The following is a 21624-nucleotide window of genomic DNA, read 5'->3' on the forward strand; positions in this document are numbered from 1 at the left end:
AAGCCGGCCGTCTAGCTCCAGTTCGAGCGAGACGATCCCTGCGACACCCGCGCGAGGCGCTCGTTCGATAGCGAAGGCTTGTTCGCGCGTGTGCGCGGCGGGAGGGGAGCGCCGTAGGAGCCCTCGCTGTCGCCGCTCGGCCAGAACATGAGCGCGAGCATCAGCGCGAGGTTGACGAGCGCGCCGACCGCCGTTGCCTGGTGCTCCTCCCCGATCGCCCAGGCCGGAAACCGGCCCGCGACGACATGGTCGACGATCATGAGCGCGAACCAGGCAGGCACCACGCAGACCGGATCCCAGCCGATGTCGCGGATGCGCATCGATTGCAGCGTGAGGGTCGCAACTCCGAAGAACACGATCGCGGCGATCATCGCCCAGCTCTTGGTGAGGTCTTCGGGTCGGATCGCGCCGGGCGAGGTGTTGTTCAGCACGGCCATTGCGATTGCAAAGCAGATCGCCGTCATCACGATCGCAAGCGCGACCGTCGCGAGGAAGAAATGCAATCGCCCGAGCCGGGCGTTCAAGCCGAAGACGAAACCGAGCATTGGCGCACCCTTTTGGCGCCACATGCCCAGAGATAGCTTTCGGAGCCATGAACCGGCACGGTCGCGGAGCGCCGCATGGTTTCCGGAGGACTAAGGTGGCCGGCGCAATTCGAGGCTCGCCTCACCCGGCACGGTCAGGCGCCCTCGCCGCCTTCGGAGGCCACAGCACAGTAGTCGCGCCAGAACTGGCGATAGCCCGCTTCGACCTCGCGCGTGTAGATTTCGACATTGCCGGCGGGGGACGCTGCGATCCGGGCCGGCAAGTCGCTGCGCAACCTCGCCAGATACGCCGGCTGCGCCGCATATTTGCAGGCGATCGCGGCATAGCCCTCGTCGTCCTCGGCGACCCAGTCGTCGAGACCGACCGCAGCCACGATCGAACCACCGGCACGCGACGAGGCGCCGTTGCCAAGCTTGGCCACGACCGGAACGCCCGCATAGAGCGATTCCCAGGTGCTGACGCCGCCGTTTTGCGGGAATGTATCGAGCGATATATCGACGTTCGCAAACGCCCGCAGGTGCTCGGGGCGCGGCGACGAGCCCAGGCAGGTGACATTCTCCTCGGCAACGCCCTGTGCCACGAACCGCGCGACCAAATTGTCGCGCAGTATGGGATCGTCAAGCAGAGTATGCTTGATGATGATCTTCGAACCCGTCACCTCGCGCATCACTTTCGACCACACCTCGATGGCCTCGTCTGAGATCTTGTAGATGCGGTTGAACACGCCGAAGGTGACATGGCCGTTGCGGAGCATGGGCGGCTCCGATGCAGGTAGATCCAAAATGGGATCGATCGTGATCAGGCACGGCAGGTCGTAGACCTTTTCAGCCAGCAGATGGCGCGCCGATTGCGGAATGAAGACCGGATCCGCGAGCACGTAGTCCATGGTCTGAAGGCCCGTGCCCGTGGCGTGACCAAACCCGGAGACTTGGATCGGGGCCGGCTTGCGGGCGAAGACATGGAGCCTGTTGCCGGTCGTGTGCCCGGATACGTCGATCAGGATATCGACCTTGTCGGCCTGGATGCGATCGGCCAACTCGTCATCCGACATCTGCCAGGCGTCGACCCAGACATCCGCCGAGGACCTAAATGCGGCGGTCATCTCATCTCTTACCGGCGAGCACGAATAGCAGACGATCTCAAACCTGGCGTGATCATGATGGCGCAGCACCGGCAACAGAGCGAACGCCGCCGAGTGATGCCAAAACTCGGCAGCAACATAGCCGACCACGATCCGCCTGTCGGGATCAAGCTGCCGGGGGGCAAGAGTCCTTCGCGGCAACTTCGAGCCGATCGCGTCCCACCACTGCTTTCGTGCGGCCTGCTGAACCGCGAAATCGGCCTCGGAGAGATAGTCGAGGAAGAAGATCTTCCGGCCGATCAAGGATGCATCCGGCACAATGGCCAGCGCCGCATCGAGAAGCTCGATCGCCGACGCGATCTCTCCCTGATTTGCAAAACAAGCGCTCAGCAGCGCCATCGCGATCGCTGAGCGTGGATATTCCTCCAGCAACATGGTGCAGGCTAAAATCGCTTGCGCCGTGTTTCCCATGGCGAGCGCGACTTGTGCCTTCCCCTGCAAGGCCACCTCGAGCTTGGGCGCAAGCGCAAGGGCCGCGTCGAAATCCGCCGCCGCCTGTTCCAACCTCGACGTCTCAAGATTGAGCCGTCCACGGTTCGCCAGGATTTTCGCCGAGCCTGGCCTGATCGCGAGCGCCGCCTCCAGCGCGCCTTTGGCCTCGTCGAAGTTTTTGAGCTCGATATTGACCAAACCTTTGCCGACGAGCGCCTCGACGTTTCGCGGCTGAAACAACAGTGCGCGCTCGAAGCTCTGTTTGGCGCGATCAAGCTGGCGCAGCGCGAGCTCTGCCAGGCCGCGATTGCAAAGCGCATCGGCATGATCGGGCTTCAGCCCGATCGCGCGATCGTACAGTTCGATAGCCTGCTCGACGCGGTTTAGATGCAACAAGGTATTGCCGAGATTGGCCAAGGCCATCGGGAAGCTGGGCTTCAACGCGATGGCTCTCTCCAGGGACGTACGCGCGTCCTCATATTCCCCAAGTGCGAAATGCGTGGCTCCCAAATCGGAAAAAGCCTGTGCCGAGCGTGGGTCGACCGTCACGGCATATTTGAGGGCCTGTTTCGCTGCCTCGAAGTGTCGGCTCGCGAACGCGCCCAAGCCAAGCAGGTGCAAGGCGCCGAAATGCTCCGGAAGTTCATTCAGGATCTGGCGGCAGAGCGCCTCGGTCTCCGCATACCGGCCCTGGCCATAGGCCGCATTCGCGGTCGAAATGATCGCGTCCGCCTGCTTCTTCAATTTCTTCTGCAATCGCGCGTTCTGGAACGCGCGCGCGCCGGCGCCGCTGCTCTGCAAGGATTCTCTCCGGAGGATGCCCGAGACGATTCTAGCTGATTCGCGGCCAGAGCCGCCGGTTTAGGCGGCCCGGCAATCCCCCGGAAGATGCCGGTGCCCAACCCGGGCCTCGCCTACGCAACGTCAGCGTTATCCGCGGCGGCGGCACAATAGTCGCGCCAGAACTTTCGGTAACCCGCCTCGAGCTCCCGCGTGTAGGTCTCGACATTGCCGGCGGGCGAAGCCGCGATCCGGGCCGGCAATTCCGTGCGCAATTTCGCCAGATAATCGGGCTGTGACGCAAACCTGCGAGCAATCTCGACATAGCCATTGTCATCTTCGGCCACCCAGTCGCCGAGGCCGACGGCAGTCACGATAGAGGCGCCGGCACGCGAGGAGGCCCCGATGCCGAGCTTGGCCACGACGGGAACGCCCTTGTAGAGAGATTCCCAGGTGCTGATGCCGCCATTTTGCGGGAACGTGTCGAGGGACATATCGACCTGGGCGAAAGCCGCCAGATGGTCGTCGCGCGAGGTGGTGCCGAGGCAGGTGATGTTCTCCTCGACAACGCCCTGCGCGAGGAAACGCGCGACCAGACTATCGCGCAGCAGGGGATCATCGAGCAGACCATGCTTGAGGACCATCTTCGATCCCGGCAACTCCCGCATGATGCGCGACCACACACGGATCGCATCATCCGATATTTTGTAGATGCGGTTGAACACGCCAAAGGTGACGTAGCCGTTGCGGAGCATCGGCAGCTCCGAAGGCGCCAGATCCGAGACAGGCTCCATGGTGATCAGACACGGCAGATCGTAGATTTTCTCGGCAAACAGATGCCGAACCGACGGCGGAATGAAAATGGGATCCGCGAGCACGTAGTCCATAATCGGCATGCCTGTGCCCGTCGCGTGTCCGAAGCCAGTGGCCTGGATCGGGGCCGGCTTACGCGCAAAACACTGCAGCCTGTTACCGGTCGTGTGGCCCGAAACGTCGATCAGGATGTCGACATTGTCGGCCTGGATACGATCGGCGAGTTCGTCGTCCGAAAGCCCCCAGGCATCGACCCAGACGTCGGCCAATGATTTGAACATGGCGGTGTACTCGTCCGCGCCCGGCCATGAGTAGTAGCAGATGATTTCAAATTTAGTGTGATCATGATGGCGCAGCACTGGCAGCAGCGTGAGCCCCGCGGAGTGCTGCCGGAATTCGGCAGCGACATAGCCGACCACGATCCGCTTTTCCGGGTCCAGCGGCCGCTTCGGCAACTCCCTTCGCGGCTGCTTGGAGCCGATCTGGTCCCACCAGGATTTTCGCACCGCCTGCTGGACCACGAAATCGGCCTCGGCGCGGTAGTCCTCCAGGAAGATCTTTCCTCTGATCGCATCCCCATAGTCCGGCCGGACTGCCAGCGCGCGATCGAGATACTCGATCGCTGCGTCCATGTCCCCCTGGTTCGAATAAGAGAAGCCCATCAGCGCCAGCCCCACCTCGGAGCGCGGATTTTGCTCGATCAGGGCCGTTGCGGCTGCCATCGCCTGCGCGGTCTTTCCCATGACGAGGCAGGCCTGGGCCTTGCCGCGTAGCGCCAGCTCGAGCTTGGGCGAGATCGCAAGCGCCGCCTCGAAATCCGCAAGCGCGGGCTCCAGGCGCTGCAACTCGTAACTGAGCCGCCCGCGTTGGGCCACGATCCTCGGCGAGCCGGGCTTGATCGCCAGCGCCATGGCAAATTTGGCGGCCGCCTCGTCGTGGTGCCGCAGCTCCATGCTGACCATGCCGCTGCCGACGATAGCCTCGGCGTGACGGGGCTGAAACAGCAGGGCGCGGTCGAAGCTTTCCTTGGCGCGCATGATCTGTCCAAGCACAATCTCGACCATACCGCGATTGCAGAACGCGTCGGCATAATCCGGCTTGATCTTGATGGCGCGCTCATGCAGCTCGAGCGCCTGTTCGTACTGCCCCAGATGCATCAGCGTGTTGCCGAGGTTGGTCAGCGCGACCGCAAAATTCGGCTTTAGCGCGATGGCCCTCTCCTGGCACCGCCGCGCCTCCTCGTAATTGCCGAGATCGAAATGCACGGTCGCGAGGTTGTTATGGGCATCGTGCAGGCGCGGATCGAGCACAATCACGCGCTTGAGCAGCTGTTGCGCCTCCTCCAGGCGCCGGCCGTCATGCGCGCACATGCCGAGCAGGTGCAGAGCGTCGACATGATCGGGCAGCGCTTTAAGGATCTCCCGGCAGAGTGCTTCAGTCTCAGCATATCGGCCCTGGCCATAGGCGGTAGCCGCGGCGGAGAGGACGGCGTCCGCCTGCTTCATCAATTTCTTCTGCAATCGCGCGTTCTGGAATGCGCGCGCGCCGCCGCTGCTCTGCAAGGTGTCTCTCCGGAAGATGGCCCGGGGCAGAGTTCTAACTGATTCGCAAGCCCGACCTGCCGGTCAGCTGGCATGGTGACACCCCCGGGATTTCCCGGGGCTCAGCGGCCCGGCGCTGCCGGTCCCCTACGCAACCTCGCTGCCTTCGACAGCCGCGGCACAGTAGTCGCGCCAGAACTGGCGATAGCCCGCTTCGACCTCGCGCGTGTAGATTTCGACATTGCCGGCGGGGGACGCTGCGATTCGGGCCGGCAAGCCGCTGCGCAACCTCGCCAGATACGCCGGCTGCGCCGCATATTTGCAGGCGATCGCGGCATAGCCCTCGTCGTCCTGCGCGATCCAGTCGTCGAGACCGACCGCAGCCACGATCGAACCACCGGCACGCGACGAGGCGCCGTTGCCGAGCTTGGCCACGACCGGAACGCCGGCATAGAGCGATTCCCAGGTGCTGACGCCGCCATTTTGCGGGAACGTGTCGAGCGATATGTCGACGTTCGCAAAGGCCGCGCAGGTGCTCGGGGCGCGGCGACGAGCCCAGGCAGGTGACATTCTCCTCGGCAACGCCCTGTGCCACGAACCGCGCGACCAAATTGTCGCGCAACATGGGATCGTCAAGCAGGGTATGTTTGACGATGATCTTCGAACCGGTCACTTCGCGCATCAATTTCGACCACACCCGGATGGCCTCGTCCGAGATCTTGTAGATGCGGTTGAACACGCCGAAGGTGACATGGCCGTTGCGGAGCATGGGCGGCTCCGATGCAGGTAGATCCAAAATGGGATCGATCGTGATCAGGCACGGCAGGTCGTAGACCTTTTCAGCCAGCAGATGGCGCGCCGATTGCGGAATGAAGACGGGATCCGCGAGCACGTAGTCCATGGTCTGAAGGCCCGTGCCCGTGGCGTGACCAAACCCCGAGACCTGGATCGGGGCCGGCTTGCGGGCGAAGACATGGAGCCTGTTGCCGGTCGTGTGCCCGGATACGTCGATCAGGATATCGACCTTGTCGGCCTGAATGCGATCGGCCAGTTCGTCGTCCGACATCTGCCAGGCGTCGACCCAGACGTCCGCCGAGGACCTGAATGCGGCGGTCATCTCATCTCTTACCGGCGAGCACGAATAGCAGACGATCTCGAACCTGGCATGATCATGATGGCGCAGCACCGGCAACAGAGCGAACGCTGCCGAGTGGTTCCTCAATTCGGAAGCGACATATCCGATCAAAATCCGCTTGTCCGGATCAAGCGTGCGGGGCGCCAACGCCCTTTGCGCCAATTTGGCGCCGATCGCGTCCCACCATTGTTTTCGCGCAGCCTGCTGAACCGAAAAATCGGCCTCCGGGAGATAGTCCAGGAAGAATATCTTGCGCCCGATCAAGTCCGCATAATCAGGCGCCATTGCCAGCCCGGCGTCGAGATGTTCGAGCGCCGTCGCGATGTCTCCCTGGCTCGCATAGCAGGAAGCCAGGAGCGCAATTCCGATGTCGGACCGCGGATTTTCCTCCAGCAAGGTCTCGACGGCCGCAATCGCCTCGGCCGTGTTGCCCTTGACAAGGTTGACTTGCGCCTTTCCCTGCAAGGCCACTTCGAGCCTCGGCGAAAGCGCCAGCGCCGCATCAAAGTCCGCGAGCGCCTGCTCCAGCCGCAACAGATCGAGATTGAGCCGTCCGCGCTGCGCCAGAATCTTCGGCGAATCCGGCTTGATCGCGAGCCCTGCCGCGATCGCCGCGGCCGCCTCTTCGTAGTGCCGGAGCTCGATGCATACCATGCCCTGCCTGCGATCGCTTCCGCGTGACGCGGTTGAAACGCGAGGGCGCGATCGAAACTCTCCTTGGCGCGCTGGGACTGGCCTTCGATCAGCTCCGCCATGCCCCGATTGCAAAATGCATCGGCATAGTCCGGCTTCAGCCTGATAGCGCGATCGTGCAGCTCGATAGCCTGCTCGGCGAGGCCCATGTGCAGCAGCGTATTGCCGAGATTGGTCAAGGCGATCGGAGAATTCGGCTTCAGCGCAACGGCCTTCTCCTGGCATGCGCGAGCCTCCTGAAACTTCTGGAGGGTGAAATACACCGCCCCGAGATTACCATGGGCATCGGGCGAACGCGGATCGAGCACGGTCGCGCGCTCGAGCAGTTGTTGCGCCTCATCGAGCCGCCCGCCATCATACGCGCGCAGACCGAGCAAGTGCGCGGCGTCGAAATGATCCGGAACCTCCGTCAAAATCCGGCGGCAGAGTGTCTCGACCTCCGCGTATCTGCCCTGGCCGAGTGCCTGAACCGCGGCGGACATGAGTGCGTCCGCCTGCTTCTTCAATTTCTTTTGCAATCGCGCGTTCTGGAATGCGCGCGCGCCGGCGCTGCTCTGCAAAGTCTCTCTCCGGAGGATGGCCCGAAAAAGAGCTTGGCCGATTCGCATGGTGCCAAGCTGGCGGGCCGGTTAGACCCGCGACGCCACCGGATTGCAGGTGCTCAGCGCAGGATCTGGCTCAGGAACAGTTTTGTTCGGGCGTGCTGTGGGGCCGCGAAGAACTCGTTGGGCGTGTTGGCTTCGATGATCTGGCCCGCGTCCATGAACACCACGCGGTTGGCGACCTCGCGGGCAAAGCCCATCTCGTGGGTGACCACCAGCATGGTCATGCCCTCCTCGGCAAGGTCGACCATGGTGTCCAGCACCTCCTTGACCATTTCGGGGTCGAGCGCCGAGGTCGGCTCGTCGAACAGCATCACCTTCGGGTTCATCGTCAGCGCGCGGGCGATCGCGACGCGCTGCTGCTGACCGCCGGACATCTGTCCCGGAAACTTGTTGGCCTGGTGCGGGATCTTGACCCGCTCCAGAAACTTCATCGCCGCAGCCTCGGCGTCCTTCTTGGGGATGTTGCGCACCCAGATCGGCGCCAGCGTGCAATTGTCCAGCACGGACAGGTGCGGAAACAGGTTGAAGCTCTGGAACACCATGCCGACTTCGCGCCGCACCGCATCGACGTGCTTGAGGTTCGGCCCGAGCTCGATGCCGTCAACGACGATCTCGCCTTCCTGAAACTCCTCGAGCGCGTTGATACAGCGGATCAGCGTCGACTTGCCCGAGCCGGAGGGGCCGCAGATCACGATGCGCTCGCCCTTCTCGACCGTAAGGTCGATGTCGCGCAGCACGTGAAACTCGCCGTACCATTTGTTCAGGCCGGAAATCTTGACGATGGGGTCGGACATGGTGACCTCGATCAGTTGCGGCGGTGAGCGTTGAGGCGGTGCTCAACGAAGAGCGAGTAGCGTGACATTCCAAAGCAGAAGATGAAGTAGATGATCCCGGCGAAGGCGAACCCTGTGAAAGCGGTCGATGGCGACGACCATTTCGGATCCGAGAACGACGCCCGCAGCGAGCCGAGGAGATCGAACAGCGCCACGATCGAGACCAGCGAAGTGTCCTTGAACAGCGAGATGAAGCTGTTGACGAGGTTCGGAATGACGTGGCGTAGCGCCTGCGGCAGCACGATCAGCGAGGTCGTCTTCCACCAGGACAGCCCCAATGCCGCGGCCGCCTCGCCCTGCCCGCGCGGGATCGCAGCCAGCCCGCCGCGGACGTTCTCGGCCTGATAGGCGCCCGTGAACAGAGATTCCAATCAGCGCACGCACGAGACCATCGACCGTGAAATTGCCCGGCAGAAACAGCGGCAGCATGTAGGTGGCAAAGAACAGCACGGTGATCAGCGGCACGCCGCGCCAGAACTCGATGAAGGCGATCGAGAAGATCCGGATCAACGGAATGGTCGAGCGGCGGCCAAGCGCCAGCGCAATGCCGATCGGCAGCGAGGTGACGATGCCGGTGACGGAGACCACCAGCGTCACCAGAAGTCCGCCCCACAGGTTCGTCTGCACGATCGGCAGTCCGCCGTGATCAAGCCCCATCAGCTTGATCACGATTGCGATGGCGGCGAAGGTGACGATGCTGGATGTGAGGGCCCGCCCCCGGTGCGGAGGCCGCCGCCGAGAACGAAGGCGATCAGTGAGACGATCGCGGCAGTGATGGCGAAATCGGCCCAGACCGACTGGCCTGTCCCCTGCAACTGGTCACGCAGCCAGGTCAGCGGAAAGATCAGCCAGTAGATCGCGGTACCCACGAGCACGATGACATTGCCGACGACCCACAACAGCGGTGCGGCAGAGGAGGTCTTGCCGAGACCGAGCAGAGCCTGCCCAGCGCCGATGATGCTGTCGTCGAACAATTGCAGCAGGTCAGCGGTCCAGCTCAGGCCAAATCCCTTGATGCCGCCGCCATGCAGCAGAAAGAATGCGACCACCGGAAACGCAAGGAAGAACAGGCCAGCGTTCAATCCTTTCGACGGCAGTCGCGGAATGAGCAACGGCACCAACAGGACTACTGACAACACGAGCGTGAGGTTGACCCGCCAGCGTTCGGCTTCGGGGTAGAAGCCGTAGATCAGTTGCGGCAGCTTGGCCTGGATGTAGGGCCAGCAGGCGCCGACCGTAAAGCCGGCGTTCTCGGCGAGGCAGGCCGTGCGATCCTTGCCGGTCCAGACTGCATCGACCATCAGGAATTTGACGGAAGGAATGATGGTGAACCAGAGCAGCAAGGCGCCGACGATCGTGAGCAGGATGTTGGTCGGCGAGTTGAACAGGCGCGTCCGCACCAGGCCGACGAAGCCCGTGGTCTTCACCGGCGCGGGACGCTCATCCAGAAGATCCCGGCGAACGAAACTGGACGAGGTGATATCGCTCATGCGCCGAGACTCCGGCTGACGCGCCAACCGTAGACGCTCATGACGGCGCTGGTGATCAGCGAGATCAGGAGATACACGCCCATCGTCATGGCGATGATCTCGATGGCCTGCCCGGTCTGGCTCAGCGACGTGCCGGCGAACACGGAGACGAGGTCGGGATAGCCGATCGCGACGGCCAGCGACGAATTCTTGGTGAGATTGAGGTACTGGTTGGTCAGCGGCGGAACGATGACGCGCATCGCCTGCGGCACGACGACCAAGCGCAGCGTGGTGCCGCGGCTCAGGCCCAGCGACGATCCCGCCTCCATCTGTCCGCTGTGGACGGAGAGGATGCCCGCGCGCACGATCTCGGCAATGAAGGCGGCCGTATAGGTCGACAAGGCCAACGTGAGCGCCACGAACTCCGGGATGATCCGCGAGCCACCGGCGAAATTGAAACCCTTGAGCTGCGGCAGCTCGAAGCTGAAGGGCAGACCCGCTACCAGCATGGTGACGAGCGGCAGTCCGAACAGCAGGCCCAGCATATAGGGCCAGATCCGGATCACCTGACCCCGCTCGAACAGCGCCCGGCGCGCATGGATGCGCAACGCCACCGAAGCCACAATGCCGAGGGCCAGCACCGCCAGAAACGCCTCGAAGCCGCTCTCGCCGATCGGGCGGGGAATGACGAGACCGCGATTGCTGACGAAAGCTATGCCGAGCAGCGAAATGCTCTGTCGTGGATTGGGCAAGGCCGCGAGCACCGCCAGGTACCAGAACAGGATCTGGAATAGCAGCGGCAAGTTGCGGATGATCTCGACATAAATTTCGCCAATGCGCGCGAGCAGCCAGTTGGGCGACAGCCGGCACAGCGCGACGATGAAGCCGATCAAGGTGGCGAACACAATGCCCACCACCGAGACCACGAGCGTGTTGAGGAGCCCGACCAGGAATACGCGCAGGAACGTGTCCGAGCCGGTATACGAGATCAGCGTCTGATTGACGTCGAAACCGGCGTTGTTCGCGAGGAAGCCGAAGCCGGCGGCAATATGCTGGTTCTCGAGGTTGGCGCGGGCGTTGGAGACGATTTCATAGGCAATCCAGCCCAGGATCGCAGCGAAGGCAAACTGGACGGCGATGCCGTTCCAGCCCGTCTTGCCCCCCAGCACGCGCCTGATCTTCAGCGCGATCTGGGGCGGGGGTTTGCGAGCCTCGATGCTCATCGCCGCGAGCGCGGGTCAGGCGGGATCAGCGGATCGGCGGGGCGTATTGGAGACCGCCCTTGTTCCAGAGATTGTTGAGACCCCGATTGATACCGAGCGGCGAGCCTGCGCCGACATTGCGGTCGAACACTTCGCCGTAATTGCCGACGGCCTTCACGATGCGCACCACCCAATCCTTGCTTAGGCCGAGCTGTTCACCGAAATTGCCATCGGTACCCAGAACGCGCTTCAGTTCAGGATTTTCCCCTTTCGCCTTTTCGTCGACGTTTTTCGCGGTCACGCCGAGCTCTTCGGCGGTGATCATGGCAAACAGCGTCCATTTCACGATGTCGAACCATTGGTCGTCGCCGTGGCGCACCATCGGACCGAGCGGCTCCTTCGAGATGATTTCCGGGAGCACCATGTGATCGCCGGGATTGGCAAGCTTCAGGCGGTTGGCGTACAGGCCCGACTGGTCGGTGGTGAAGACGTCGCAGCGCCCGGCCTCGTAGGCCTTGACCGTTTCGTCGTTGGTGCCGAACGCGATCACCTCGTACTTCATGTTGTTGGCCTTGAAGTAGTCGGCGAGATTCTGCTCGGTCGTGGTGCCGGTCTGGACGCAGACCGACGCGCTGTTGAGCTCGAGCGCCGAGTTCACCTTGAGCGACTTCTTCACCATGAAGCCCTGCCCGTCATAATAGGTCACGCCGGTGAAGTTGGCGCCGAGCGAGGTGTCGCGCGAAATGGTCCAGGTGGTGTTGCGCGACAGCACGTCGACTTCGCCGGATTGCAGCGCCGTGAAACGGTCCTTGGCGGAGAGCGGCACGTATTTGACCTTGGTCGGATCGTTGAAGATCGCCCCGGCGATCGCGCGGCAGACGTCGACATCAAGCCCGGTCCAGTTGCCCTTGTCGTCCGGCGAGGAGAAGCCGGGCAGACCCTGACTGACACCGCAGGACAGCATGCCCCGGTCCTTGACGGTCTTGAGCGTTTGCGCATCGGCGGCTTGGGCAGCCAGGCCGGCGGCGAGGGCGAGAGAGAGAGCCAGGGTTACGCGTTTCATGGGCTTTGGGCCTTTCAAAGTCGTCTCAAGGTCAGGAACGTTGTCTTTGCGATCGCCTCTGCCAGGGCTAGCCGTCTCAAGACCAGCCCCGCAAGAGTCATGCTGGAAATCCTTGCCGATCACCCGCCGATCCCGGGAGGCCCTGCCTTAATCCCCGCCGACAGGCGCCCGCCGTTACGGCTGTGGCGCTTGGTCCGGTCAGGCGATGGATCGAAGGTCGCGGCAGGCCCCTCAACATGCGGCGACTGAATAGCACCTGCGATAACAGAACGACTGGCCTGCCGGGTCAAGGGGTTGACGGGACTCTTCTGTGTTCTGTTATTAACGACAGCGGCCTTTCGGCCAGCCCGCGGGCGCAGCGTGCCTGGTGGAAACGCGCTTTTGAAAGCAGACGCATGGATTCCTCACCCCCCTCCGAACAGCACGCCGAGACCCGGCTGGTCACCTCCGGCCGCGACACCAAGGCGCAGAAGGGGTTTGTCAATCCTCCGGTGTTCCACGGCTCGACCGTGCTCTATCCGACCGCCGAGGACCTGCACGCCCATCGCGGCGAGTTCACCTATGGCCGCCATGGTTCCCCCACCACCAAGGCGTTCCAGGAGACGCTGATGACGCTAGAGGGGCCGCAATGCGCCGGCGTCGGCATCGTGCCGTCGGGTCTGTCGGCGATCTCGACCACCCTGCTCTCGGTGCTGAAGGCCGGCGACCACATCCTGGTCTGCGATAACGTCTATCGGCCCTCGCGCAATTTCTGCAACGGCATGCTCACCCGCTACGGCGTCGAGACCACCTATTTCGATCCGATGATCGGCGCCGGCATCGACAAGCTGTTCAGGCCCAACACAAGCGCTGTGCTGGTCGAGGCGCCAGGCTCGCAGTCGTTCGAGATGCCAGACATCCGCGCCATCGCCGAGGTCGCGCATGCCCGCGGCGCGATCGTCATCGACGACAACACCTGGGCGACGCCGCTCTATCACCGCTCGCTCGAACAGGGCGTCGACATCAGCATGCAGGCCGCCACCAAATATATCGGCGGTCATTCCGACATCATGTTCGGCACCATCTCGGCCAATGCCAAAGCATGGCCGCAGATCGCCGAAGGCATCCGCCTGCTCGGCGTCTGTGCCGGTCCCGATGACGTCTTCCTGGCACTGCGCGGCCTGCGTACGCTGTCGGTGCGGCTGGCGCAGCATCATCGCTCCGGGCTCGACATGGCGCGCTGGCTTGCGAGCCGTCCCGAGGTCGCGCGCGTGCTGCATCCGGGGCTCGAGACCGATCCGGGTCATGCGATCTGGAAGCGCGACTTCACCGGCGCTTCGGGCCTGTTCAGCATCGTCTTGAAGCCAGCGCCGCAGAAGGCGGTCGACACCATGCTCGATACGCTCAAACTGTTCGGCATGGGCTTTTCCTGGGGCGGCTTCGAGAGCTTGGCGATTCCCTTCGATTGCGACGCCTATCGCACCGCCACGACATGGTCGCCGGGCGGCCCGACGCTGCGTCTGCATATCGGGCTCGAAAGCGTCGACGACCTCAAGGCCGACCTCGATCGCGGCTTCGCTGCCCTCAAGGCAGCAATGTGAGCCTGCTCACAAGGCATCACGCCGTGGGAACGTGCAGAAGCCGCAAACGTTAACGCCGACGCGCCAACAAATGGTTTGAACCTCAAGCATTTGGCGCTAGCCTCACCAATCGACTCCAATCCGGACACGGAGCATGGGAACGTTGGTACTGCTCGATCTGATGGGCGGCGTGGCGCTGTTGCTGTGGGGCCTGCACATGGTCCACAGCGGGATTCTGCGCGCCTTTGGCCCGGACTTGCGACGGCTCCTCGGCAAGGCGCTTGGTAACCGCTTCAACGCGTTCGCCGCCGGTCTCGGCCTTACTGCCCTGCTCCAGAGCAGCACCGCGACCGCGCTGCTCACGAGTTCGTTCGCAGCCGAGGGCTTGCTCAGCCTGGTCACCGCGCTCGCCATCATGCTCGGCGCCAATGTCGGCACGACGTTGATCGTGCAGGTGCTGTCGTTCAACATCGCCGCCGTCGCGCCGGTCCTGTTCGTGCTCGGACTGGTCGCCTTCCGCGTGGGTCCACGCTCACGGATCAAGGACGTTGGCCGTGTCTTGATCGGCCTCGGGCTGATGCTGCTGTCGCTGCACATCCTGCTCGACACGCTGGCGCCGGCCGAGAACGCGCCGGGCGTCCGCATCGTGATGTCCTCCATCACGGGCGATCCCGTTCTGTGCATCGTGATCGCGGCGCTCGTCACCTGGGCGGTGCATTCGAGCGTCGCCAGCGTGCTGCTGATCATGTCGCTCGCCTATTCGCAGTTCATCTCGCCTTACGCGGCGCTCGCACTGGTGCTTGGCGCCAATCTCGGCAGCGCCATCAATCCCGTATTCGAAGGCGCCAAGCGTGACGATCCCGCCAGTTATCGCCTGCCGGTGGGCAATCTCGTCAACCGCGTGATCGGGATCGCCTTGGTCCTGCCCTTCCTGGGCCCGATCGCCGAGCACATGCACGCCTGGCAGCCCGATCTCGCCAGGATGACGGCGGCGTTTCATATCGCCTTCAACGTCGGCACGGCCATCATCTTCATCGGCCTGCTCGATACCGTGTCGCGCCTGTTGACCCGGGTCCTGCCCGATCGTGTTCAGGAGGCCGATCCGGCCCGGCCGCGCTATCTCGACGAAACCGCGCTGGAGTCGCCGTCGCTGGCGCTGGCCGATGCCGGCCGCGAAACCCTGCGCATGGGCGATCTCGTCGAGATCATGCTGCGCAAGGTGATGGCGGCGATGATGAGCGGCGACCGTGCGCTGGTCGACCAGGTCTCGAAGATGGACAACATCGTCGACGGCCTCGACGAAGCCATCAAGCTCTACGTGACTAAACTCATGCGCGGCAGCCTCGACGAGAGCGAGGGCCGGCGCGCGATGGAGATCATCTCCTTCGCCATCAATCTGGAACATATCGGCGATATCATCGACAAGAGCCTGAGCGAGCTCGCGACCAAGAAGATCAAGCGTCGCTTCCAGTTCTCGCCCGAGGGCGCCGAGGAGCTCGCCGCCTTCCACAAGCGCACGATGGATTCGCTGCGCATCGCCTTCGGCGTCTTCATGTCGGGCGACGCCAACGAGGCGCGCAAGCTGCTGGTGGAGAAGACTGCGCTGCGCAATACCGAGCTTGCCGCCGTCGAGCGCCACCTCGACCGCCTGCGCGAGGGCCGCCCCGAGACAATCGAAACCACGTCGCTGCATCTCGACGTGCTGCGGGACCTGCGCCGCATCCACTCGCATATCTGCTCGGTCGCCTATCCCGTGCTCGACGCGGCCGGGGAGCCCCATCGCAGGCACGAAGCGGAGACCGCCGCCCTGCCCGCGCCGGGCGCGGCGTCCGCGTTGCCGCGCTAGCCTGGATCAGCGCTCCAGCGTCTTTGACGCGCGGCCGCGGTTCTTCACAATCAACATGATGTTACGGATATAGATGATGGTCGCGAGCGCCTGGCCGAGGATGATGACAGGCTCGCGCTTGACGACGCCATAGACCAGCGTCATCAGCCCGCCGCCCATCGAGCAGAACCAGAACGCCATCGGCACCACGCTGTTGCCGGCGCGCTCGCTCGCGATCCACTGCACCAGGAAGCGTGCCGTGAAGAACAGCTGCGCGACGAGGCCGAACGCGAGCCAGAAGTCGAACTTGGCCACGAAGACATCGTAGAAATAATTGCTCAGCGCCTGACCGTATTGGATGATCATGCCGTCACCTCAGTCACATCCGGCGTCGGCTTCTTGCGGCGGATCAGCCACCAGACGCCCACGAGATCCATGATCCCGATCCACAGCCGGTCGAAGAAACCGTAGTTTGACACGCCGGAGCGGCGCGGACGGTCGATCACGTCGACATAGGCGATCTCGTAACCCTCGCGGCGCACCAGCGCCGGCAGGAAGCGGTGCAGCCCGTCGAAATAGGGCATCATCAGGAACACCTCGCGCCGGAACGCCTTCAGGCCGCAGCCGGTGTCGCGCGTACCGTCCTTCAGGATCGCGTTGCGGACGCCGTTGGCGACACGTGACTGGAATTTCTTGAAGCCGGTATCCTTGCGGCCGACGCGTTGTCCAGCCGCAAGTCCGACCTTGCTTCCGTTCTCGACAGCCGAAATCAGGTCCGGCAGGAAGGCCGGATTGTTCTGGCCGTCGCCGTCGAGCGTCGCCACGATCGCGCCGCGTGCCGCACGCACCCCGCTGCGCACGGCCGCGGATTGGCCGCCTGATCTGGCATGGCGCAGCTGGCGCAGATTGTCCCGCTGCTTCATGACCGCGCCAAGCCGTTCGCCGGTCGCGTCCGTCGAACCGTCATTGACGTAGATGATCTCATAGGCCCAGCGGCCGTCGAGCGCCGCGCCGATCTCCTCGATCAGCGGCACGATGTTGTCGGCTTCGTTGCGCACGGGAACGACGATCGAAACCGAGGGCTGGAAAACCGAAGGCTGGGACGACAAATCGAAGCTCGTGGTTGGAATTGGCTTGCCTTAAGGAACCGGCGGTCCCGGCAGGCAGCCGCTTTTATGGGGCGGATGCCCCGTGGGCAACCCTTTTGAGGCGGCCTGAGACTGCCCCCGCAAGAGGCACAATGGTCCCGTCGGCACGGATGGCAAAGCCGAGCCTGCGGGCCGCGAACCAGTAGCGCACCGCCATCGCGCCGACCATGCCGACCAGGGCGCCGGCCACCACGTCACTCGGGTGGTGCGCAAGCAGCACCAGTCGCGTCAGCAGGATCACGATCGCGTAAGTGAACATGAACACGCGCAGGCGCGGCCACAGCGCCGAGACCGCAAACGCCAGGGCGAACGCCGTCACTGCATGCCCCGACGGCAAGCTGGCATAGGCCCCGGTCCCCTCGAACGGGATGAAGTTGAAGGGATTGGCCTTGCCGCCGACAAACGGACGTCCGCGGCCGATGAGATATTTCAGGATCTCGGCGACGAATATCGGCACGGCAACAGACAGAAACACGAACTGCAGCCGCGTGCCGAGGCCGAGCAGCAATGCGCGGCTTGTGCCGTGCAATCCCGCCGCAACCAGCACCAGCACCACCAGCACACCCCCGAGCACCGAGAGCACATACTCGTCCTTGCCGAAATCGGTGAGGATGCGGATCGGCCACAGGCCTGGCGTGCCACGCGGCGGCATCAGCTGGATCTCGGTCAGGTCGAACACGACCATCAGCGCGATGACCAGGGCTGCACCTGCAGCACTCAGCCAAAGCGAATGCCGCGCCAGCTTTCGCGCGGCCTCGGCGCGGCGCGAATGCGAGGGCGTGCGCACGAGCTGTGCCAGGGCGCGCCCCGAGAGCGTGAGCAATTGTGCGGGATAGCTCGCGCGCGGCGAGATGTCGGTTGGTGCCGACATCCTACTCGGTGCCTTCCGAGCGGAAGATCGAGATCGAGATCGCGCGCCCTTGCGAGAAATTGTAGCCGTCGATGCGGGTGCCAACCTTGTAGCGCAGCCCGATCGCCTCGGCGCGCTGCACGAAGCCGCGCTCCGAACGCTGCTCGATCAGCGCGAAACGGCAGCTCCCCTGCCGCAGGAAATCCGCCGCACCCGAACCGTCGGTGAGCAGCGTCTGCGTACCCGTCAGAAAGACCAGGCTCGGCTCGTGATAGCCGGCCGCGGCCGCCTTCGGGCCCACGCAGGTGACGTTGCGAAGGGCGCGTGCGATCTCGATGCTCGGAAACAGCGGCGTCAGCGACGGCAGCACGATGCCGTAGACCGTTAGCGCGAGCATCAGGGCTGCGACCAGCGCGTTGAGCAGCGAGCGCTCGGCGTGATTGTTGTCGTGAAGCCACCAGGCGAACAGGCCAAAGATCAGCGAGGCCGCGATGAACGGCCATGCCACGAAAGCAGGCTGCCGCGTCAGCATCACCGCGCCGACGACCGCGATGATCGAGCCGCCCACGGGGATTGCGAACCACCATGCCGAGCCGCGCATCAGCCAGGACCACGACAGCACCCGCCGCTCGAGCGCGCCCGCGGTGAGGATCGCGATCGCAGGATACAGCGGCAGCACGTAATGGGGCAGCTTGGTCAGCACCACCTCGAACACGATCCAGGACGGGACCAGCCAGGCCAGCAGGAATTGCGCGCCGGGCTCGCGCCGCGCGCGCCAGACCGCGGGCGCGGCCATCGCCGCGAGCGGCGCGCCGGGCCAGAACGTGATCCAGAACAGCACCAGATACAGTCCGGGCGGCGCGCCGTGGGATTCCTGCGCGCCCAACTTGCTCAACATGTCGCCGCCGACGGAATCGGCGAAGAAGGCATCGCCCGCGCGCCAGAAGATCGCGACGAACCAGGGCAGCACCAGCACCAGCATCCACATCAGGCCCCAGAGCGGGCGCAGCTTCCACAGCCAGGAGGCATCGCGGTCCTGGATCGCGAGCGCGATGATGGTCAGGCCTGCGAACATCAGGATCAGCGGGCCCTTGATCAGGATGCCGACAGCGAGAGCCGTCCAGAAGATCGCGGGCCAGCTCCAGGGCGGATGGGTCTCGTCCTCGGCGCGCTGCCACGACAGATACGCCCGTGCCATCGCGCCCATCGCGGCGACCACGCAGAACAGCAGCATGGCGTCGGTCTTCGCAAGCCGCGCCTCGACGCCGAGCAGCACGGAGGCGCACATCAGAAGTGCTGCAAGCACCGCGGCGCGCCGCGTGACGAAGCCGAGCGCCGTCCAATAGGTCATGAGCACGGCGCCTATCGCGCCGATCAGCGAGGGAAGCCGATAGACCCAGATGCGCAATTCGGCCCGCGGCAGACCGAGCGCCGATGCCGTCTCGACCGCGGCCGATTGCAGCCAGTAGATGCCGACGGGCTTCTTGTAGCGGACGTCTTCCTGGAAGCGGATGTCGACATAATCGCCGCTCTCGACCATCTGCTTGGTGGCCTGCGCAAAGCGCGCCTCGTCGCGATCAACCGGCGGAATCGTAAAGAAGCCCGGCAGGAATAGCAGCAGCGCGCACAGCAGCAGGAAGGCGACCGCGCGGACGTGGCTGGCCGTGGCGATGTCGAACATGGACACGAGCCGGCTGCCCGGATTCACCGGGGATTTCGGCTCGCGGGGAGCTCCAAAACGGGGTGTTGGATAGGTCTCGGCCATCGGTTCCGCTTACGCTGAAACCGCCATCGCCACAACCGCTTGAGGCAGGGTCACTGAATTCGAATGACAACTGTGTCCGCGGCGCCCGTGGCATCGATGACGGTCAGCCGCGCAAAGCCCGGACCGGGCGGATCGATCAGCCGCTGGCGCCGTCCGTCGATCTCGCCCTGCGCCGTTCCGTTAACCATGACGGTCATGGGCAGAACGCCGCCGGCGACCTTGACCGGCATGGCTGCGCCGCCCTCGCCACCTGAGCGATCGACGTCGATCCGCGAGCCGTTCAGCGGAAACTGGATGTGCAGGGCCTGCTCGCCCCCGGTCCGCACCAGATCCCCGACCGGGCGGAACCGCCTCAAGGGCAATGGCAGCTTGGAGTTGCTGGCCACGAGAGTTCCTTTCGGCGGCTTCGGCAACGGCAGGAGCGTCTTGCCGGTGCGGGCGAAGGCGTCGAACAGGATCGGCGCGGCGGCAACCCGACCGATCAGGCCCGGAACCGGCGCGCCATCGGGCCGGCCAACCCAGACCCCGATGGTCATGCGCCCGTCGAAGCCCATCGACCAGGCATCGCGGTAGCCGTAGGAGGTGCCGGTCTTGAAAGCGATGCGGTTATGAGCCGCGTTCTCCGGCGGCGGGGTACCGAGCAGCACATTGCCCACTTGCCAGGCCGCGACCTGATCGAGCAGCCGCAGCGGCTCGCGCTCGTCCCCGTCGCTCATGATCTCGCGCAGCGGCTTGGTGGTGCCGAGCCGGGCGAAGCCCGCATAGAGCTGGGCGAGGTCCTGCAGCGTCACGCCGACGCCGCCAAGGCCCATGGCAAGTCCCGGCGCCTCGTCTTTGGGCAGAACCAGATTGCCACCGGCCTGACGCAGCCGCGAGGCCAGCCGGCTCGCGCCGACGCGGTCGAGCAGCACGATCGCGGGCACGTTTAACGACAGCTGCAGCGCCTTCTTCACCGGCACCGTGCCCTGAAACGTCATGTCGAAATTTTCCGGCGCGTAGGAGCCGAAGCGCACGGGCCGATCGTCGATCAGACTGTCCGGATGAACAAAACCGTCCTCGAAGGCCAGCCCGTAGATGAAGGGTTTCAGCGTCGAGCCCGGCGAGCGGATGGCGCGGGTCATGTCGACCTGCCCTGCCCGGCGCTCGTCGAAATAATCGGCCGAGCCGACGCGCGCGAGCACGTCGCCGCTCTCATTGTCGACGACGATGATGCCGACCGAGATGTTCGGCTCCAACGCAATGGCACGATCGCGCGCTAGCGGCTCCAGCACCTTCTGGAGGGTGGCATCGAGCGTCAGCTTGATGACTGGCGCGTCCTTGACCGTCGCAAGCGCCGCATCGGAGGCGTGCGGCGCCAGGATCGGCATCGGCTTGCGCAGTTTCGGCACAGGAACGGCTTTCGCCTGCTTCGCATCGTCGAGGCTGATCTGTTGCTCCTCGACCATGCGGTCGAGCACGCGGTCACGCGCTTTGCGCGCCGCATCGGGATAGCGATCGAGCCTGCGGGTCTCCGGCGATTGAGGCAGCGCGACCAGCAACGCGGCTTCAGCCAGCGACAACCGCTTCGGCTCCTTGCCGAGATAGGCGATCGAGGCAGCGCGAATGCCCTCGAGATTGCCGCCGTAAGGCGCGAGCGCCAGATAGAGGTCGAGGATCTGCTCCTTGCTCAAGCTGCGCTCGATCTCGATCGCACGCACGATCTGCCGCAGCTTTGCATGGAGCGAGCGCTGCCGCCGAGGCTCCATCAGCCGCGCGAGCTGCATCGAGATGGTCGAGCCGCCCGAGACGATGTGGCCGCGCGTCGCAAGCTGAAACGCAGCGCGCCCCAGCGCCACCGGGTCGATGCCGTCATGTGCGTAAAAGCGCTGGTCCTCGTAGGCGAGCAGCAGCTTCAGATAGGTCGGATCGACGTTCGTTTTTGTCTCGACCGGCAGTCGCCAGCGTCCATCCGCCATCGCATAGGCGCGCAGCAGCTTGCCATTCCGATCGACGATGGTGGTGGAAACCTGGCGGGCGTCGTCGAAAGGCAGCGGACCGAGGGAGTAAACCCACGCGACGACGCCGACGATGGTGAGGATGAGCGAGAATGCCAGCGCGGAGAGGACACGCGGGCCCCTGCCCCTTGCTCCGTCATGGCCGGGCTTGTCCCGGCCATCCACGTTCTTGCCTCTCGCACCAAAGTCCGTGGATGCCCGGGACAAGCCCGGGCATGACGGCGGAGCAT

13 protein-coding genes and 2 pseudogenes are annotated in these 21624 nt (G+C 64.2%); 2 read left to right on the plus strand and 13 right to left on the minus strand.

Translation table 11 applies throughout. The annotated features are described in order from the left end of the window. Positions 1-11: 11 nt before the first annotated feature. The 8 genes and pseudogenes from AB3L03_RS00265 to AB3L03_RS00300 all read right to left on the minus strand — a co-directional run bounded on the left by AB3L03_RS00265 (position 12) and on the right by AB3L03_RS00300 (position 12253). Positions 12-545, minus strand: a complete 534-nt coding sequence (locus AB3L03_RS00265) for a DUF805 domain-containing protein (protein WP_018457795.1) — start codon at positions 543-545, stop codon at positions 12-14. Between the two features lie 134 nt (positions 546-679). After that, positions 680-2920 (minus strand): glycosyltransferase family 41 protein, encoded by a 2241-nt coding sequence (locus AB3L03_RS00270; RefSeq protein ID WP_204511167.1) that lies wholly within the window; start codon positions 2918-2920, stop codon positions 680-682. Between the two features lie 113 nt (positions 2921-3033). Beyond that, positions 3034-5274, minus strand: a complete 2241-nt coding sequence (locus AB3L03_RS00275) for a tetratricopeptide repeat protein (protein WP_162496619.1) — start codon at positions 5272-5274, stop codon at positions 3034-3036. A gap of 126 nt (positions 5275-5400) precedes the next feature. Next, positions 5401-7641: pseudogene (locus AB3L03_RS00280) on the minus strand (tetratricopeptide repeat protein). A gap of 101 nt (positions 7642-7742) precedes the next feature. After that, entirely contained in the window at positions 7743-8480 is a 738-nt protein-coding gene (locus AB3L03_RS00285; RefSeq protein WP_018457791.1) for an amino acid ABC transporter ATP-binding protein, read from the minus strand. A gap of 11 nt (positions 8481-8491) precedes the next feature. After that, a pseudogene (locus tag AB3L03_RS00290) lies at positions 8492-10009 on the minus strand (amino acid ABC transporter permease). Further along, a complete protein-coding gene (locus tag AB3L03_RS00295; RefSeq protein WP_085394800.1) occupies positions 10006-11211 on the minus strand; it encodes an amino acid ABC transporter permease in 1206 nt (401 codons plus the stop codon). Before AB3L03_RS00295 ends, AB3L03_RS00290 begins: the two are co-directional and overlap by 4 nt. Before the next feature lie 25 nt (positions 11212-11236). Continuing rightward, complete coding sequence (locus tag AB3L03_RS00300; RefSeq protein ID WP_368508049.1) at positions 11237-12253, minus strand: amino acid ABC transporter substrate-binding protein; 1017 nt, start codon at positions 12251-12253, stop codon at positions 11237-11239. Positions 12254-12648: 395 nt separating this feature from the next. Here AB3L03_RS00300 and metC point away from each other — a divergent pair, with 395 nt between their 5' ends. Continuing rightward, positions 12649-13833 (plus strand): cystathionine beta-lyase, encoded by a 1185-nt coding sequence (gene metC, locus AB3L03_RS00305; RefSeq protein ID WP_368508050.1) that lies wholly within the window; start codon positions 12649-12651, stop codon positions 13831-13833. 133 nt (positions 13834-13966) lie between these two features. Then, positions 13967-15658: a Na/Pi cotransporter family protein gene (locus tag AB3L03_RS00310; RefSeq protein WP_368508051.1), complete on the plus strand. Its 1692-nt coding sequence runs from the start codon at positions 13967-13969 to the stop codon at positions 15656-15658. 6 nt (positions 15659-15664) lie between these two features. Here the strand turns inward: AB3L03_RS00310 and AB3L03_RS00315 are convergent, their stop codons facing one another. The 5 genes from AB3L03_RS00315 to pbpC all read right to left on the minus strand — a co-directional run bounded on the left by AB3L03_RS00315 (position 15665) and on the right by pbpC (position 21559). Next, on the minus strand, positions 15665-16003 hold the full coding sequence (locus AB3L03_RS00315; RefSeq protein ID WP_007591223.1) for a lipid-A-disaccharide synthase N-terminal domain-containing protein: 339 nt from the start codon (positions 16001-16003) through the stop codon (positions 15665-15667). Then, a complete protein-coding gene (locus AB3L03_RS00320; protein ID WP_018457785.1) occupies positions 16000-16746 on the minus strand; it encodes a glycosyltransferase family 2 protein in 747 nt (248 codons plus the stop codon). Before AB3L03_RS00320 ends, AB3L03_RS00315 begins: the two co-directional genes overlap by 4 nt. Positions 16747-16810: 64 nt before the next feature. After that, positions 16811-17656 (minus strand): phosphatase PAP2 family protein, encoded by an 846-nt coding sequence (locus tag AB3L03_RS00325; RefSeq protein ID WP_085385250.1) that lies wholly within the window; start codon positions 17654-17656, stop codon positions 16811-16813. Position 17657: 1 nt separating this feature from the next. Beyond that, a complete protein-coding gene (locus AB3L03_RS00330; protein ID WP_026233442.1) occupies positions 17658-19400 on the minus strand; it encodes a glycosyltransferase family 39 protein in 1743 nt (580 codons plus the stop codon). 50 nt (positions 19401-19450) lie between these two features. Continuing rightward, complete coding sequence (gene pbpC / locus AB3L03_RS00335; RefSeq protein ID WP_368508052.1) at positions 19451-21559, minus strand: penicillin-binding protein 1C; 2109 nt, start codon at positions 21557-21559, stop codon at positions 19451-19453. Positions 21560-21624 lie beyond the last annotated feature (65 nt).

The organism is Bradyrhizobium lupini, from assembly GCF_040939785.1.
GTDB lineage: Bacteria > Pseudomonadota > Alphaproteobacteria > Rhizobiales > Xanthobacteraceae > Bradyrhizobium > Bradyrhizobium canariense_D.